General features: G+C 59.8%; 9 protein-coding genes. 5 read left to right on the top strand and 4 right to left on the bottom strand.

Going from position 1 to position 13,178, the window contains the following annotated elements; all coding sequences use genetic code 11:
- Window positions 1–38 precede the first annotated feature (38 nt).
- Window positions 39–812 carry a DNA polymerase III subunit epsilon gene (gene dnaQ / locus M2401_RS10225; RefSeq protein WP_259102316.1) on the top strand — a complete coding sequence of 258 codons (774 nt, stop codon included), beginning with the start codon at window positions 39–41 and terminating at the stop codon, window positions 810–812.
- Between the two features lie 14 nt (window positions 813–826).
- Entirely contained in the window at window positions 827–1,369 is a 543-nt protein-coding gene (locus M2401_RS10220; protein WP_259102313.1) for a GNAT family N-acetyltransferase, read from the top strand.
- Between the two features lie 125 nt (window positions 1,370–1,494).
- On the opposite strand, the gene M2401_RS10215 is transcribed toward M2401_RS10220, so the two are convergent.
- Window positions 1,495–1,713, bottom strand: coding sequence for a hypothetical protein (locus M2401_RS10215; RefSeq protein ID WP_259102696.1), 219 nt, complete (start codon window positions 1,711–1,713; stop codon window positions 1,495–1,497).
- A 262-nt stretch (window positions 1,714–1,975) separates the two neighbouring features.
- Here M2401_RS10215 and M2401_RS10210 point away from each other — a divergent pair, with 262 nt between their 5' ends.
- Both M2401_RS10210 and M2401_RS10205 read left to right on the top strand, forming a co-directional pair.
- Complete coding sequence (locus tag M2401_RS10210) at window positions 1,976–2,533, top strand: NADPH-dependent FMN reductase (protein ID WP_259102311.1); 558 nt, start codon at window positions 1,976–1,978, stop codon at window positions 2,531–2,533.
- A 126-nt stretch (window positions 2,534–2,659) separates the two neighbouring features.
- On the top strand, window positions 2,660–7,951 hold the full coding sequence (locus M2401_RS10205; protein WP_259102308.1) for a dermonecrotic toxin domain-containing protein: 5,292 nt from the start codon (window positions 2,660–2,662) through the stop codon (window positions 7,949–7,951).
- Window positions 7,952–7,957: 6 nt separating this feature from the next.
- On the opposite strand, the gene M2401_RS10200 is transcribed toward M2401_RS10205, so the two are convergent.
- The 3 genes from M2401_RS10200 to egtB all read right to left on the bottom strand — a co-directional run bounded on the left by M2401_RS10200 (window position 7,958) and on the right by egtB (window position 11,684).
- A complete protein-coding gene (locus tag M2401_RS10200) occupies window positions 7,958–9,109 on the bottom strand; it encodes an acyl-CoA dehydrogenase family protein (protein ID WP_259102307.1) in 1,152 nt (383 codons plus the stop codon).
- A 3-nt stretch (window positions 9,110–9,112) separates the two neighbouring features.
- Window positions 9,113–10,210: an enoyl-CoA hydratase/isomerase family protein gene (locus M2401_RS10195; protein ID WP_259102304.1), complete on the bottom strand. Its 1,098-nt coding sequence runs from the start codon at window positions 10,208–10,210 to the stop codon at window positions 9,113–9,115.
- 247 nt (window positions 10,211–10,457) lie between these two features.
- On the bottom strand, window positions 10,458–11,684 hold the full coding sequence (gene egtB, locus M2401_RS10190) for an ergothioneine biosynthesis protein EgtB (protein WP_259102302.1): 1,227 nt from the start codon (window positions 11,682–11,684) through the stop codon (window positions 10,458–10,460).
- A 245-nt stretch (window positions 11,685–11,929) separates the two neighbouring features.
- Between egtB and M2401_RS10185 the strand changes: the two genes are divergently transcribed.
- A complete protein-coding gene (locus M2401_RS10185; RefSeq protein ID WP_259102299.1) occupies window positions 11,930–13,096 on the top strand; it encodes an XdhC family protein in 1,167 nt (388 codons plus the stop codon).
- Window positions 13,097–13,178: the final 82 nt, after the last annotated feature.

Genomic DNA, 13,178 nt, shown 5'->3' with positions numbered 1-13,178 from the left:
GTGCTAAGATCGCCGCCTGTAGATGAGGCAGCAAGGCAATGGCAGTGCAAAACACAGATAACAGATCGATCGTCCTCGATACCGAAACCACCGGCATGCCGGTTACCGACGGCCACCGCATCATCGAGATCGGTTGCGTCGAGTTGATCGGCCGCCGCCTGACCGGGCGGCATTTTCACGTGTACCTGCAACCCGACCGCGAAAGCGACGAAGGGGCGATCGGGGTACACGGCATCACCAACGAATTCCTGGTAGGCAAGCCGCGTTTCGCCGAAGTGGCCGATGAGTTCTACGAATTCATCAAGGGCGCGCAGCTGATCATCCATAACGCGCCGTTCGACGTTGGCTTCATCAACAACGAATTCGCCCTTCTGGGTCAGCAGGACCGTGTCGATATCACCCAGTATTGCACGGTGCTCGACACTCTGCAGATGGCCCGTGAGCGGCACCCCGGCCAGCGCAACAGCCTCGATGCCCTGTGCAAGCGCTACGGCGTCGACAACTCCGGCCGCGAACTGCACGGCGCCTTGCTCGACTCGGAGATTCTCGCCGACGTCTACCTGACCATGACTGGCGGCCAGACCAGCCTGTCCCTGGCGGGTAACTCTTCCGATGGTCATGGTTCGGGCGACGGTTCCGGCAGCCAGGCCAGCGAAATTCGTCGCCTGCCCGCCACCCGTCCCCCCGCGCGGATCATTCGCGCCAGCGACGAAGAGCTGGCCGCTCACGAAGCGCGCCTGGCGATCATCGCCAAGTCGGCGGGTGCTCCGGCGTTATGGGTGCAATTGCTTGAGGCCCAGGCCAACGCCTGACAGCAGGTAACCCGATGGCAGAGACGGGCCTGAGCATTCGCGTCGCAGACGAATGCTTCGAGGATTACATCCTCAACAGCGAATTCACCTTCACCGTCAGCGGTTACGCTCAGGTTTGCCCAGGCGAGCCTGTCGATAGCTGGCCGGTCGAAGCCGTTGAGCCCTATTGCAAGAATTACGGCATCGACTCTCAGGAGTTCTGCGATTACCGCGATGCAGCCGACAGCACCATTCTGGTGGCCTGGCTGGGCGAGCGGGCAGTCGGCCATATCGTGCTCAGCACCCACTGGAATGGCTTTGCCCGAGTCGATGAACTGGCAGTGGATGTGTCGGCGCGCCGTCATGGCGTAGCCCGGTCACTGTTGGACGTGGCGCAGTTCTGGAGTCGCAAGCGCGAATTGGCAGGGGTGATGCTGGAAACCCAGAACAACAACCTGGCGGCCTGTCGTTTATACGAGCGCTGCGGTTTTGTCGTGGGCGGGGTCGATCACCTGCGATATCGCGGTATCAACCCGCAGAGCCGCGAGGCGGCGGTGTTCTGGTATCTATTGTTTTAGCTAGCGCCTGATTCCGCCCTGCTGGAGCGAGGCTTGCCCGCGAAGGCGGCTTTTGAGCCTCAAAAAAAGTGTCGGATATACCGATTTTTTCGCGGGCAAGCCTCGCTATAACAAGGAGCGTTAAATCAGGGCGTACGCGTCATCTTCACGCCGGACTGCAATAGTTCGAAATCGTCGCCACCCAGATGCGTCACACGGTCGCCGATCGCCAGACGGTAGCTCGAAACCGGCGCGCTGGCGCCAGGTTCAGCCCCGGCGGGCGAAGATTCCTGGAACTCATGCACCGAGTAGACCCGTCCCTCCGCGTCCCTTGCATGAAATTTTCCAACCAGAACTGCAACCATTTGCTTTGTAACCTCTGAAAATAACCGCTTGTTTACCACGCCAGCCTGCCATCGATGTGGGCTGACTCTGTGCCAGCCAAGACTTGTAACATCTTTGCAGGCGCTCTGTAGACCGATGTTTTTCCATGTAGTTTTCTTCTGGCGAAAAAATACCGGGTTCATGGCCGTTAATGGGCAACGTGCGAATTAAGGCAAGGCAGGGAGGCAGGATCATCTATAACTACAGTTCCGATTTTTCCTGAACTGATAACGGATGTATGCCATGAGCCAGATCTATTCAATTGCAGTAGTTGTCGGCAGTCTCAGAAAGGATTCGATCAACCGCAAGATCGCCCAGGCCCTGGCTGACCTGGCTCCTCCCAGCCTGAAGCTGTATATCGTCGAAATTGGCGAACTGGCGCTGTACAACGAAGACATCGATACCGCTACCCATACGCCGCCAACCTATGCGGCATTCCGCCTGCAGCTCAATGCCGCCGATGGCGTTCTGTTCGTGACTCCGGAGTACAACCGTTCGGTGCCCGGCGTGCTGAAAAACGCCATCGATGTAGGGTCGCGCCCTTACGGGCAGAGTGCCTGGTCCGGCAAACCCGGTGCGGTACTCAGTGCATCGCCGGGCGCCATCGGCGGTTTTGGAGCCAACCATCACCTGCGCCAGTCCCTGGTCTTCCTCAACGTGCCCTGCATGCAGCAGCCGGAAGCCTACCTGGGCAATGCCGGGTCCTTCTTCGATGAGTCCGGCACGTTGTCCGAGAAAACCCGGCCATTCCTGCAGACGTTCATCGACGCCTACGCGGCCTGGGTGGCCAGACACGTCTGAGCGAAATAAGCAGCGGCGAGTATCTATCTACCGCTTTCTCCGAGGCGTCCCTCATTAAGCTCTTTTTCATTCTCGACCCCGTGCGCCTTGCTCGCACGGGGTTTCAGCGTGAAAAGGACAGGCTTGATGACTTCTATACTCTCCGCTCATTTTCAGATCGAACTGCTGCGACGACGATTTATCCAGAACGTCGATGACGCGTTTCGCGATGGCGGTATTTCTGCCGACGAGCGCCGCTGGCTGGCGCAATTGGGAACTCTGGGCGACGACAACGATGTACCGTTGAACCCGCCGCGGGTAGACCGCCTGCTGCTTGAGGACGGCTCGCTGGCAGGCTCGGAAATGACCGGCGCGCTGTTACTCAGCAGCCGGGATTCCGCAGTCGGGACGGTTTATCTCGATACCCTGCTATACGGCCTGATGCGTTTTGACACTCGAGATGCCTTGCTTGTCGCGGTCAAGCGGCTCTTTTCCGAGGAGGCCAGCGGTAACGGAACCTTCGAATACCAGTTGCTCGAAGGCGACCCCTTTGAGCAGCGCATGTACCTGTTGGTCGATCAGCAGATGCAGTATCTGCGTCTGCTCAATCAGGTCCTGCAGCGCCTGCCCTCCCTGCGCGAGGCTTTGGCCGACACCCTGATCGACAATCTGGGTGCTGCCTTGCCCGATACCACGATTGATGTAAAAGGCCTGGCAATCCAGATTGTTCGCGACGAACCGCAGGCGGCCGAGAGCATCCCCCTGAACTCCGTGCTCCGTTTGCAGACTCTGGAACAGGCTCTGGTCGGTGACTTCATGGACGATGTTCCGGGGGCGGGAAAGAAGCGCCAATGGCTTGGCAACACGGGGAAATTGCTCAACGAAGAGGTCGCGGCGGTTTGTCAACAGGCGTTGACCCGCACCTGTACGCAATTCAAATCAGCGTATGCGGCCTTGCTCCATGGCTTTTGGGATGAGCCCGACGACAAGGGCACGACACAGCGCGAAGTGCTGGCGCAGGCGGTAGCAGAAACCTTCCATCAGGAGCTGCTGAGCCGCTGCGAGGACGGCACCTTCGGTGCGGATGAGTTCCGTCAGTTGGCGAGCCTGCTGCAGCCCATGGCCGTGCGTCTGGCCCTGGAATATCGGGCTCAGACCCATCGGTTGGCAATCAGGCTGGGTGCACAGGAACCGAAACTGCTGGCGGGGTTGTTTACCCTGACCTGCGATAACTGGCCCGGCCTGCTGTTGTACTCGACTATCAACGGTCTGCGTCGGTTCCAGGACAGCGCTGCTCTGGCCGAGTATTGCGCCAGTATGATCGGTCGTGAGGAGTTATTGCATTATCTGAGCGCCAGCGATCAGCTTCTGCTGAGGGCCGCGGCCTCTTTCTCACTGAGCTCTGCGGCGGTCAAGGATGCACTGTTTATCGAGATCAGCGACTCGATCATCGCGTTGCAGTTGGAGAACCTTGAGTTCGTTCTCGATCAGCCACGCAAGGATTTTGGCGCCCTTGCCGCGATGGTCGATGATGCTCTGGATATCCGTCACCTGGTGGATCGCCGCTTGTTGCGCCTTGACGGGGGTGGCCGCTGGCTTGGCCAGCTTCAGGCCTTTACCCGACGCTGGCCGGAGGCCGTTCCCGTGCCTGAGCCGCGCAAGGTTCAGATCGTGCGCGATCTGCTGACGTCCAGGGATCCGGCCCTGATGTCCTGGGGTGATCAGGTTGTTGCGCTGGAGTCTCTCACCCGGCAACGGATACAGAATTGTCCTGACCCCCGACGTCATGCCTGTGCAGCGCTTGATGAGTATCTGGCAGCGATGGGGGCGGCGGCCCCTGATGCGCAAAGCATCGTCGTACAGTGGGTAGACAATGGCGGTACGAGTGACACGGCGCGCTCCGTTAGTACGAACATTGACCTGCCCGACCTGCTGTTGGACCGGGTCATGGGCCTGCGCGCCGCAAACTTGCCCACTGGCAGCCGGATAGTGCGTCATAGCAGTGATGGCAGCGCTCTCCTGCCCGAGCCTCTCTTGACCCCCGGCCTGATCGATCACCTGACGACACGTGTTGCCGACGGCTTCGTTATCGATCACCTAGCACTGGTGCAGCGTTATATGGGGCGCTCCCTGCGCTTGCCTGAGCGGCGACTGGAGCCTGAAGCGACTGGCACGCAAATACTCCATGAACTGCTGTACCTGGACAGCCTGTTGCTCAAGCGCAGTGGTTTCATGACCGAGTACATTCTCAACGCCATCACCCAGGTCCTGACGCGGCCTGTGGCGAACCTGCGTGAAGTCTTCGGTGATGAACGGGTTGAGGTGTGCTCCGTCTCAGTGATTATCGACGGTCGGCAAGCACCACTGCCCATGACCAATGTGTTTCTCCTGCGCCATCCCGCACACGGTGAACGGCTCAAGCTGTTCTGGTCGGTCATTTCCGGCCTGGATCTTTTCCGCACGCAGCAAGCTCTGGAAGAGAAACTCGATGAGCGCTTGAGTACCGGCGATTTTCAGGACAGGTACTTGTCACTGTTCAGCGATGCAGATCAGTGGGTATTGCGCGAGCATCTGCGTACGCCGAATCGCTCACCTCTGAAAGTCAGCCTTTCGTCGGTCGAGGGACACTTTATCCGGGAGTTGCAGCGTAACGAACAGGCCCGACACATCGCCGGTATTTCCCAGGCACTGGATCGATCCGTGGCCAGTCGGCTTCCCGCCGCGCTGTTCAATCGCTTTGTCGAGATCGCCCAGAGCGATGACAAACTGTCCCTGGCCGTTGACTTGCTGTCGTCGGAAATTCAGAACCTGAGCTACACCGTGCAGATCCTCGACTGGCTTAAAGCCGCCTCAGTCGACGATCTGGTGAGCTACGTTCAGATGCTTGAACGCTACTATCTGAGTAATACCCCCAGTGAGGACTTCCTGTCCGGCATTGCCGGGCTCAAGAGTTTTTCCGCCCAGGCGCTGCAAAAGCAACTCAAGCTGGACTTCCCCGATTACGCCCTGGATTCCGACGCCATAACGGTGAAAATGACTCGTTATGTGGGCACTCCCGTTGCCATTGGCGATACACCCTCCGGTATCGCGGCTGTGACTCAGGTCTATCAGGAAAGCCTGACGCTGTTTGCCCTCAATCACTTTGCCGAACTGCAGAATGCGCTGCTGACCCTTGAATTTGTGCCCGATACCCCTGTCCCGGCGGGGCTGACTCCTCAGTATGTCAATACTCTGGTAAGCAAGCTGGATGTAGGACATCACTACCGCGTCATGCTGGAAAGCAGGCTGGATGTGCGCGATCCGGAGTATGTCCTGCGCCGCGAGCGCTTCATCGCCCAGATACCGTCGCGCATGCTGATCGTTGCGCTCGAACTGAAGATGCGCAACCTGCTAAGCGCCAAGGCGTACGCTTATATCGAAGGCTTGCTCGATATGCCCGACGGTCTTGCCCGCCAGCAGGTGCTGGGACAGGACATCACCTTGCGCCCCCTGCAATTGCTGCCGCGTGCGGGCATGCCGGTGGACCCTGTCGAGGGGGCGTACCTGATTGGCCCGAAGGATCGGACCCAGGGGCCGGTGATCCTGCATGCGTTGTTCAATCATTCCTACAGTTTCAAGGAGTTTCGCGATGAGGCGCACTTGCTGACCGAACTGCGTTCGTCGCCGTCCTTGCAGGCGATCGTGCTGGGGCGTCTTGATCCCAAGCGAATCGCGCGTTACAGCAACGGCGGGTTCCTTGAAGCACATGTGCCATGGATTGTCGGGGCGTCGTTCGACGATCCCATACCGCAGCGAGAAACAGTGACCCTGGGGGAAGCCCCGGTTATGGGTAACGCGCTGCAGTTCCTGTTTGTTGAAACCTTTAGTGTGCTCAAGTCCATGAGCCGTAAGCAGACGGTGACCACGGCCCAGGCCGATTGGGATGCGTTTGTTTACCTGATGGGCCTGGGGGTTGACCAGATTCTCATGTTCACGCCAGGCAGGCTGGGCATGCTCATCAACCTGCTGCAGAGCCAAAGCTTGTTCAAGGCTTCGTTCGAGGCCGTTTATGATCAGCAATGGGGCAAGGCCCTGTCGGAGATGTCTGCGGCGATAGGGGGCATCATTTCATTTCGCAGCGGCAAGGAAGATATTAAGAGCAACAGGCACGAGCCAACCGCAACCGAAACGGTTCTGACCGGCCTGCCGACATTTTCCTGGAGAAACTCCCAACTGACCCCGGCACTGAAAAGCCGTCTGCGGCTGTTCGAGGTGCATGACGTGGCCTTGAACACCCTGGAAAAAGATCCCTTGCTCAATGTCTACCGGGACCCGGCAACGAGACGCCAATACGCCGCAGTGGTCGGGCAGGTCTATCGGGTGCAGTTTGCCAGCAATCATTGGCACATCATCGACGATACCCAGAAAGGCCCGCGGATAAAACTGAACGGCCAGCAGCACTGGGAGCTGGATCTGCAGCTGGGCCTGTACGGCGGCGGTGGCACTGTCAGCAGGCTGCGCGCTTCCAGCCTGACACCGTCCATGGTCGAGCAGATTTTCGTTCCTGAGTTTTACGGCATGCGGGAGATTCGCACGTCGGCACGTTACAAAGCGCGGATGATCATTGAGGCGTATCACCAGGCGGTGAATTATCTGGAGACCTGTCTGACCAACCTCAATCCGTTGCATCAGCTGGATGCGCGAGTCAGTCAGATACTGAGCGAATTTTTCGGCGTGACGACCGTCGATAGCCAACTGCTCACCGAGGTCAAGAGCAAAGTGACGATGTTATTCAGGGAGTTCAGCGACCCGAGCCTGAGGCCTTACACCTCCGATCGATTCGTTATCGGGCAAAACCGTCCCGGCCAGGAAGGCACTACGGCTTTTATCTCCAAGAGCGATCCGCAAAAGCGTATCTACCTCACCGACGAGTATTTCTCCATCCCGGGGCGGGATCTCAACCGGCAGTTATTTACGATCTCGGGCTTTAATACCGGCACGCATTTTCGCGCCACCATCCTGCTGCATGAGCTGTCCCATATGGCGCTCGATACCCACGACCTGGCCTATGTCAGGGCGGCGGCACCTTTCCCTGACCTGCTGGATGAGGCGGATGCGTTCAAAGCGATGATCAAGCGGGAACTGGTACGGTTACGGACTCAGGGCTTTTCCCATATGTCACCACCGGCCGACCTGTTCGTCACGTTGGAGGGGCACCAGTGGCGTGACTTTGTCGATGCTGACGGCGCCGAGTTTTCGACGATCCTGGATGTCACCAACACGTTCGCATTGCCCCAGGCGCGTGCGGTGTTCCTTAGTGATGCCGTGAAGCGACGGGAGTTGATGCTGAAAAATGCCGACTCCGTTGCCTTGCTTATCACGCTTTTGGGGCGCCAACGCTATACCGCCCCGGTGCCCCCGCTATCCGCTGTCGTACCGTCGCCGCAGCCGGTTCCGTGAGCCCGCTTATGCGAGATAGTGACGCAGCTCCCTGGCAATCAGCAGGCGCTGGATTTCACTGGAGCCTTCGTAGATCTGGGTGATGCGGGCATCGCGGTAATAGCGCTCTACCGGGTAGTCCTCCAGATAGCCGTAGCCGCCATGGATCTGGATCGCCTTGGAGCAGACCCATTCGGCCATCTCCGAGGCGAACAGCTTGGCCTGGGACGCTTCCGATAAGCAGGGCTTGCCGGCACTGCGCAAGCGCGCCGCATGCAACACCAGCAGGCGCGTGGCGTTGATGCGGGTGTGCATGTCGGCGAGCATGTTCGACACGCTCTGGTGCTCGATGATCGGTTTGTCGAACTGCACCCGGTCGCGGGCATAGAGTAACGCGGCGTCGAACGCCGCCCGGGCGATCCCCAGGGCCTGAGCGGCGATGCCGATGCGCCCGCCTTCCAGATTGGACAAGGCAATCGCCAGGCCCTTGCCGCGTTCGCCCAGCAGGTTGGCGGCGGGAATGTGGCAGTCATTGAGGGTGACTGCGCAGGTGTCAGAGGCGCGGATGCCCATCTTGTGTTCGCTGCGATCGACGCTGAAGCCGGGGGTATCGGTGGGTACGAGGAATGCCGACAGGCCTTTCTTGCCCAGATCCGGATCGGTCACGGCAAAGACAATGGCCAGTTGCGCGCGCTTGCCGTTGCTGACGAACTGCTTGGCGCCATTGAGGATCCACTGGCCGTCACGCAGCTCGGCGCGGGTACGCAGGTTGTGGGCTTCTGATCCGGCCTGGGGCTCGGTCAGGCAGAAGCAGCCAATGGCACTGCCGCTGGCCAGGCGCGGCAGCCACTCCTGCTGTTGTTCGGGGCTGCCGTACTTGAGCAGCGGGCCGCAGCCTACCGAACTGTGCACACTCATCAAGGTGCCAGTAGCGGCGTCGCCTGCCGAGATTTCCTCTACGGCCAGGGCGTAGGCGACGTAATCGATATAGGTGCCGTCCCATTGTTCCGGGACGATCATGCCGAGCAAGCCCAGCTCGCCCATCTTGCTGATCATCGCATCGTCGATCCAGCCAGCCTTTTCCCAGCGCTGGGCATGGGGGGCGATTTCGTTGCGGGCGAATTCGCGAGCCATGTCGCGGATCATGATCTGTTCTTCGCTCAATTCCAGGTCTTGCATGGTTCAGTTCTCCTGGCCACTGAAGAAACTCGCCACATGCTCGGCGTTCAGTTCCTGCACGCGGGGTGGGTTCCAGTGTGGCTTCTTGTCTTTATCGATAATGAGGGCACGCACGCCTTCGAGTAGATCGCCACGGGCAAACCACTGGCGGTCCAGATGCAATTCGAGGGCAAAGCAGTCTTCCAGTGACAGATGACGGCCGCGACGAAGCAGCTCAAGCGTCACCGCCATGGCCAGGGGCGAGCGGCTTTCCAGCAGTCCGGCGGTGGCCAGGGCCCATTCATGAGTGTCGGCGACGGTGACCGCACGCAGTTGTTCGATGATGCTCGCCAGGTCCGGCAGAGCGAAGAAGTGATCGATGACCGGGCGCAGTTGCTCAAGTGGGGGATTGGGCAGGCGTTGAGTGGCGATTTTTGCCAGTACGCCTTGCAGATCCTTGAGCGGGTTTTTCTTCCAGGCCAGGTGATCGAGCATATGGTCCAGGCGTGGCAGCATGTCGCTGTTCAGGCACCAGTCGGCCAGGCCGCAGTACAGCGCGTCGGCGGCGCGAATCTGTACGCCGCTGACCCCGAGATAGATGCCCAGCTCGCCGGGCACCCGTGGCAGGAAATGACTGCCGCCGACATCCGGGAAATAACCAATGGCGACTTCCGGCATGCCCAGGCGGCTGCGTTCGGTGACCACCCGCAGATCGGCCCCCTGCACCAGCCCCATGCCACCACCGAGGACAAAACCGTCCATCAGCGCCAGCACCGGCTTGCGGTAGTGGTGGATCGCCAGATCCAGAGCGTATTCCTCTTCGAAAAAGTCCAGATGCAGGCGCTGGCCACTTTTGTAACTGTCGTACAGTGCGCGGATATCACCGCCGGCGCAGAAGGCCTTGTCCCCGGCGCCACGCAGGACTACGGCATGCAAGGCATCATCCTCAGCCCACAACTCGAGTTGCCGGTGCAGCGTGCGGACCATGTCCAGATCGATGGCATTCAGCCCGGCCGGGCGGTTCAGGGTCAGGTGCCCGATGTGGTTGCGCACCTCGACCAGAATGCTGTCGTTGACCGGTTGCCGGTCAGCGGCATGGGCAGGTAAAACCTGTGAACTCATTACTAGCTCCCTGCAATTTTTATTGTTTTGCATGTGCCAGACACACTAGCAGTGCACCTGCAAAAGACAATTGGCAAATGTGACAGGCAGAGTGGGCATTTTTGCGATAGGGGCGGCGCAACCGGCACCTGATTTACGTAGGACCGGCTTTAGCCGGGAGGAAGCCGGTACATCCGTCGTATATTTTAAATCAGGACCAGCTGCTCCCGGCTAAGGCCGGTCCTACATTATTTATTGCATCTGCTGATCAGAGCCCTTCCGGCAACCGCGCATCCCGCGCCAGCCGTAACCCCGAACACACCCAGCGCTTTTCAGTCGGGAAGAAATTGCGGTAGGTCGCCCGGCAATGCCCCGGTGAGGTGTTGCTGGCGCCGCCGCGCAGGACGATCTGGTTGATCATGAACTTGCCGTTGTATTCGCCTACTGCACTGGATGCCGGCCGAAAGCCGGGGTAGGCGTTAAAGGCCGTTTGCGTCCATTGCCACGCGACATCGTCGACCTGTTCCAGCAGCCCGGCGACGGCGGCGGCTTCCCATTCAGCCTCGGTGGGCAGGCGGGCGTCGGCCCAGTGGGCAAAAGCGGCGGCTTCGTAATAGCTGATGTGTGTGACGGGGGCATCCGGGTCGATGGCCTCCATGCCGCGCAGGGTCATGCACTGCCAACCCTGTTGCTCGTCGTGCTGCCAGTACATCGGCGCATCCCAACCATTGTCCTGAATCAGGCTCCAGCCTGCGGACAACCACAGGCCAGCCTGGCGATAGCCGCCGTCGCGCATGAATGCCAGCCATTCGCCATTGGTCACCAGACGGTCACTGATCTCGAAGGGTTGCAGGTAGGTCGTGTGGCGCGGGCCTTCATGGTCAAACGCGAAATCCGGCCCGGCATGGCCGATCTGGGTCAGGCCGCCCTTGAGCGGTTTGAATTGACCGCGACGCCCCGGCAGATCCCGTGGCCATTGCGTGTCGTAAGCCGGGCGCAGGGGCGACAGGCTGAACAGATGGAGGATGTCCATCAACAGCAGTTCCTGATGCTGCTCTTCATGGGCCAGGCCCAGTTCGATCAGGCTGCGCAGCTCCTCGGATTGGGGAGATTGCAGCAGCGCGGCCATATGCTCATCGACATGCTTGCGATAGGCCAGCACCCGATCCACGCCGGGACGAGTCATTAGCCCGCGCTGGGGGCGTGGATGGCGCGGGCCGAGGGCTTCGTAGTAGGAATTGAACAGGTAGGCGAAGTTCGCATCGAAAATCGGGTAATCGGCAAGCGCGTCCTTGAGCAGGAAGGTTTCGAAAAACCAGGTGGTATGGGCCATGTGCCATTTGGCCGGGCTGGCATCGGGCATCGACTGCACGACCATATCCTCGGCGTCCAGCGGTGCGATCAACTGTTCGCTACGGCTGCGCATGCTGCGGTAGCGTTGCAGCAGAGTCTGGGGCTCAGCGGTTTCGTAGCATTCGCTTGCAGGGCTGCTCATCAGGGCGTTCTCCGGTCTTAACGGTGCTCAGCTGTTTATAGGGCAAATGGGTATGATGTTCGCTGTTCGATGAATGTTCCATGTCGTACGACAGATAATGAATTTAATTCACCGCCTGCCGTCACAATGGCATCGGTCTTGAATCAAGGCCTCCTGGTCATTCAATTCATGCAACGCCGATTCAATTGTCGTGCCTGCGGGTCTGCGACTATGGGGATGGCTTTATCAGGTTCAGGGGACATCCGATGAACGATCAATCGCAACTGCTCGCTGCACTGGACGCTGCGCAGGCGCAAGGACAGGATGCAGTCATCGCCACGGTGATCAAGGTCGAAGGCTCGGCCTATCGCCGCCCGGGCGCGCGCATGATCATTCCACAGTTGGGCGGCGCTACAGGTACGGTCAGCGGCGGTTGCCTGGAAAGCGACGTCAGCAAAAAGGCCTGGTGGCTGACCGAGAGCGGCAAGCCGGTTATCCGTACCTATAGCACCGGCGAAGACGATGACGACCTGGAAGAGGCGGAACTGAGTTTCGGACTGGGCTGCAACGGTACGGTGCATATTCTGTTCGAACGGGTCATGGCGGGGCAGTTTTCGCTGCCGGTGCAGATGCTGCGGCAGGTGCAGACCAGTCAGCAGCCTGCTGCGTTGGCGACCGTGATCGATACACAGAACCCGCGCTTTACCGCTATTGGCGAGCGCCTGGCCCTGGCGCCGGTCGATGGTCTGTTGAGCGAGATGCGCGATCAGGGTCTGGCCGCCAGCATTGCCGAAGACTTGCAGGCGGTGCTGACCCTGGGGCGTTCGGCGAGCTGCTTGTATGAAGGTCTCGGCGGAACCGTCGAAGTGCTGCTGGAGTTCATTCCGGCGCCTCGGCGTCTGGTGATTTTCGGTGCAGGCCATGATGCTGCGCCGTTGCTGGGCATGGCACGTTTGCAGGGCTGGCATACCACCGTTATCGACGCACGACCGCAGTATGCGCGTGCCGAGCGCTTCCCCGAGGCCGATCAGGTCCTGGCCATGACGCTCAATCAGCCTCTGCCTGACGTGCTCGACGGCGCCGCAGTGGTGATCATGACTCACAGCTACAGCCAGGACCGCCACTGGCTGGAAGCCGCGCTGAACGCGCAACCGGTGTATATCGGCCAGCTCGGTCCGCGCAGCCGCACCGAACGTTTGCTGGATGAAATGGACCACGGCTTGCGCGAACAGCCTGCGTTCGCTGGACTGCATTATCCGGTCGGCCTGGACCTGGGGGGCGATACACCTGAGAGCGTCGCCTTGTCGGTTCTGGCGGAGATCAATGCAGTAGCCAATCGCCGTAATGGCGGCATGCTCAAGCATCGCGTTGCCAGTATTCATGGGGTCGAGCCCGCCAAGACGGCTGGCTCGGCGTTGCGCATGATTGGCTAAAATCCTGCGCCATATCCCTGTAGGACCGGCTTTTGCCGGGAGGGCGCTCTCGCGGCTAAAGCCGTTCCTACAAGAAAATTGT

Origin of the sequence: Pseudomonas sp. JUb42 (assembly GCF_024807945.1) — a bacterium.
Classification (GTDB): domain Bacteria; phylum Pseudomonadota; class Gammaproteobacteria; order Pseudomonadales; family Pseudomonadaceae; genus Aquipseudomonas.
This window is presented reverse-complemented; position numbering and strand designations above follow the sequence as displayed.

What these genes read in the sequence shown, in the direction of transcription:
- dnaQ (WP_259102316.1), top strand. Translation starts at nt 39, where the DNA reads ATGGCAGTGCAAAACACAGATAACAGATCGATCGTCCTCGATACCGAA.
- M2401_RS10220 (WP_259102313.1), top strand. Translation starts at nt 827, where the DNA reads ATGGCAGAGACGGGCCTGAGCATTCGCGTCGCAGACGAATGCTTCGAG.
- M2401_RS10215 (WP_259102696.1), bottom strand. Translation starts at nt 1,713, where the DNA reads ATGGTTGCAGTTCTGGTTGGAAAATTTCATGCAAGGGACGCGGAGGGA.
- M2401_RS10210 (WP_259102311.1), top strand. Translation starts at nt 1,976, where the DNA reads ATGAGCCAGATCTATTCAATTGCAGTAGTTGTCGGCAGTCTCAGAAAG.
- M2401_RS10205 (WP_259102308.1), top strand. Translation starts at nt 2,660, where the DNA reads ATGACTTCTATACTCTCCGCTCATTTTCAGATCGAACTGCTGCGACGA.
- M2401_RS10200 (WP_259102307.1), bottom strand. Translation starts at nt 9,109, where the DNA reads ATGCAAGACCTGGAATTGAGCGAAGAACAGATCATGATCCGCGACATG.
- M2401_RS10195 (WP_259102304.1), bottom strand. Translation starts at nt 10,210, where the DNA reads ATGAGTTCACAGGTTTTACCTGCCCATGCCGCTGACCGGCAACCGGTC.
- egtB (WP_259102302.1), bottom strand. Translation starts at nt 11,684, where the DNA reads ATGAGCAGCCCTGCAAGCGAATGCTACGAAACCGCTGAGCCCCAGACT.
- M2401_RS10185 (WP_259102299.1), top strand. Translation starts at nt 11,930, where the DNA reads ATGAACGATCAATCGCAACTGCTCGCTGCACTGGACGCTGCGCAGGCG.